This is a genomic window from Kitasatospora phosalacinea, from assembly GCF_000717185.1.
Taxonomy (GTDB): domain Bacteria; phylum Actinomycetota; class Actinomycetes; order Streptomycetales; family Streptomycetaceae; genus Kitasatospora; species Kitasatospora phosalacinea_A.
In genome coordinates, this window is the sequence record NZ_JNYE01000200.1 from 1 (window position 1) to 3,425 (window position 3,425).

Sequence of the window (3,425 nt, forward strand, 5' to 3'; positions counted from 1 at the left end):
GCCGCTACGAACGCAAGGGCACCCACTTCGCGGCCTTCGCCACCATCGCCGCCACCCTCATCTGCAATCGCAGAATCACCAAATGAGATGACTTCTAAGTGATAGGGACCATCCCCGCAGGCGCGGGAGCAGTCGTCCACGGCGGCGCGGACCGACGGGTGCGGGGAGCGGGCAGGCAAGTTCAACCTCAAGGCCCATACCCCAGGGCCATCCCCGCGGGCGCGGGGAGCAGCTTCGGGTTCTCCGGACGCGGTCCGGGCTGGGGGCCATCCCCGCAGATGCGGGGAGCAGGTTAGGTGAGTAGGCAGACACTCAGGCCGCGTGTGGGCCATCCCCGACTTGTGGGGAGCGGTTGAGTGGAAGCGGTGCGTTCCTCCTTAGCTCTATGCAGTCCTTGCGCTAGCGGAGGTGCATAGGGATCTGACGGTTTCATCCGGTCCTGGCTGTCACCACATACTCACGTGAGTATGTGGTGACAGCCAGGACTGTCAGATTCGCCGTGGTGGCATGCGCGAAATGCGCTACGGTGCTGGTGTAGCACATGGCCTGGGTTGTGTGTAGCAGTACACGGTTCAGACTGTGTGTGATCGCGGGGCTCGGGGGTGTTCCTCGGGTTGACAGGCTGTCGGCGCGTGGGTGTTCTGCCCGTCCTTGTGGCTTGGAGGCAAGAATGAGCGAACCATGGACAATCGAACGAATTAGCGAATCACTGGGTGCGCCAGCAGTCCGGCAGAGGTTCTTCGCGGAGATCAACCGTGCACCTGCTCACGAACTCCTATCTGTGTTTGCTCGCTGGCAGGGCATTGCCGATGGCCTTGAGGCCAGCGCACGGCGAGGCCATGATCTTCTTGAGCACGCGGGACCTGGCGGTGAGCTCCCGGGCCAGTGGAGCGATGTCACGGAGAAGGTGCGCGCCGAGGTAACCAGGAATCGAAACCACGCAGCTTGAGTCTCCCGGGGTCCTAGATATTCCCATTTTCTCGTCAGATCCGTAGCTGCCCGGCTACGCTCCGGTTATGGCGTACTCGCTTCATGTCGACTCCGTACAGCAGGTTGTCTGGGACTCTCTGCCGCCATCCCTAGGTGAGGAGTTGTCTCTTGCGCTGTTCCAGGCGACTGAGGACCCGCATGGAACGACGGTGCCCTACGGTGCGGACGATGGCGTGACGCGGCTGTTGATCACTCAACGCTTTCTGGTCATGTTCCTGATGAACGACCAGGCCCAACGCTTGACGATCATTCAGATCACAGTGTTGTGACTTCTGCGGCCTGCCAGTTGGTAGTTCAGGTCCAGGCCCTGTGGGTGCGAGGAGGAACCTGTCCCCAAGCCCCATTGGACCTGCTGGGACCATCGCGCGGGCGCGGGGAGCAGTCTGCCGGCGCGGTCACGCCGTCGATGTAGCTAGGACCATCCCTGCGGGCGCGGGGAGCAGCCCTTGTCGGCGGAACTCAACGCCCTTTCCATGGGACCATCCCCGCGGGCGCGGGGAGCAGATCGCGTCGGCCAGCTCCCACACCGAGCCCCCGAGGCCATCCCCGCGCGGGCGGGGAGCAGAGGTAGCGGGCGACGACGCCCGTCGGCCAGCGGGGGCCATCCCCGCGCGGGCGGGGAGCAGTCCGGCAGCTTCCGGGCTTGGAGTCGCTGCCAGGGGCCATCCCCGCGCGGGCGGGGAGCAGTAGGTCCGCCGGTCGGTGAGCGCCGTGCCCCAGGGACCATCCCCGCGGGCGCGGGGAGCATAGGAAACCGAGGTTCATCAGCCGGCCGCGGGCGGGACCATCCCCGCGGGCGCGGGGAGCAGCTCAAGACGGTGCGCGCCGCGCTCGGGGCGCTGGGACCATCCCCGCAGACGCAGGGAGCAGACGGTGACGGGCTCACCGTGGTGGAGGGTGATGGGACCATCCCCGCTGGCGTGGGGAGCAGGGCTTCCGCAGCCGTGCATGTCCGAGATGGGAGGGGTCATCCCCGCGGGTGCGGGGGTAGGTCGAGGGCGTGTTGGCGGGCTGTAAGGCGTGGGGTGTTGGCATGGGTGTGGGGTGGGAGGATGGCGGTATGCCTGAGTTCCGTGTTCCTGAACGCCACGCGCAGTTGTTGGAGTTCGCGCAGAGCCTGGCACCTCCTGCCGGGTGGAAGGTCGAGGTGTCGGGTGATGAGATCATCATGATGGCCGGGCCGTCGGTGATCCATCAGCGGAACCTGCTCATCGTGCGGGAGCAGTTCGACGCCCACCGGCCAGCGGGGCTGATGCCCAGCGAGAACACGGATCTGGCCTCGCCGAACGTCGGCAAGCTCCGCAACCCGGACCTGACGTACATCCCGGTGTCGGTGGTGGAGTTCGGTGGGAACGAGGTGCCGGCGGAACTCGCCGAGATCGCCGTTGAGATCGTCTCCGTGTCGAACCCCGAGAACGACCTGGTCGGCAAAGTCCGCGACTACCCGCTGATGGGCATTCCCCTCTACTTGATGGTCGATCCGCGCGAGGGCACGGTCGTCCTGTTCTCCGAGCCGTCAAACGGGTCGTACCGTCAGCAGTGGACCGGGAAGTTCGGTGACACCGTCCCGATCCCGCCTCCCTTCGACTTCGGCCTCACCACAACCAACCTGATCCGCTACACAACCTGAACTTGTAGGGACCATCCCCGCGGGTGCGGGAGCAGTCCGGCTCGACCAGGTAGGGCTGCCCGCAGCCGGGGCCATCCCCGCGCGGGCGGGGAGCAGCACCACCGTCCCCGCCCGCCCGGAGGACGTCGCGGGGCCATCCCCGCGCGGGCGGGGAGCAACCGCCGGAGACCACCTGGACGTTGCTCAGGCTGGGGTCATCCCCGCGCGGGCGGGGAGCAGGGCAGCAGGTTCGCCGGTGCCGCGGCGGTCGCGGGAGCATCCCCGCGCGGGCGGGGAGCAGTCCACGCCGGCCACGTACGAGGACGTCCACCGGGGACCATCCCCGCACGGGCGGGGAGCAGAAGGGCGCGGCGCCGGTCAAGTTGGTGCCGGGGGGACCATCCCCGCGGGCGCGGGGAGCAGAGCGAGCGAGGCGATCACGCGCAGTAAGTCGCGGGACCATCCCCGCGGGCACGGGGAGCAGGCCCTGGATCTGGAGACGACGGGCCTGGACCCGGGACCATCCCCGCGGGCGCGGGGAACAGTCCACAAACTGTCACCCGCCCGCACACGACCAGGGACCATCCCCGCGCGGGCGGGGAGCAGTCCAGCTTGGCCAGCGCGACCGGCAGGGTGTCGGGGCCATCCCCGCGCGGGCGCGGGGAGCAGTCAGGCAGCGTCGGGGTGAAGGTCGGCACCGGGGGACCATCTCCGCGGGCGCGGGGAGTGTCGGCGCCGGGTGAAAGCTGACCGCTGAACGGCGGATCAAATGGGACCCACCTCGCAGTCGTCTGATCATCCTGATCTTCAGAGGTCAGGAGGAGAG

Annotated in this window: 2 protein-coding genes and 1 CRISPR repeat array; both genes read left to right on the forward strand. The window is 67.8% G+C overall.

Annotation, left to right across the window (positions count from 1 at the left end; all coding sequences use genetic code 11):
- Nucleotides 1–1,016 precede the first annotated feature (1,016 nt).
- Nucleotides 1,017–1,259, forward strand: a complete 243-nt coding sequence (locus tag OO57_RS37400; RefSeq protein ID WP_033257334.1) for a hypothetical protein — start codon at nt 1,017–1,019, stop codon at nt 1,257–1,259.
- A gap of 150 nt (nt 1,260–1,409) precedes the next feature.
- A CRISPR array of direct repeats spans nt 1,410–1,800; the repeat unit is 24 nt; unit sequence CATCCCCGCGCGGGCGGGGAGCAG.
- Between the two features lie 250 nt (nt 1,801–2,050).
- Nucleotides 2,051–2,620, forward strand: a complete 570-nt coding sequence (locus tag OO57_RS37405) for a Uma2 family endonuclease (RefSeq protein WP_033257335.1) — start codon at nt 2,051–2,053, stop codon at nt 2,618–2,620.
- Nucleotides 2,621–3,425 lie beyond the last annotated feature (805 nt).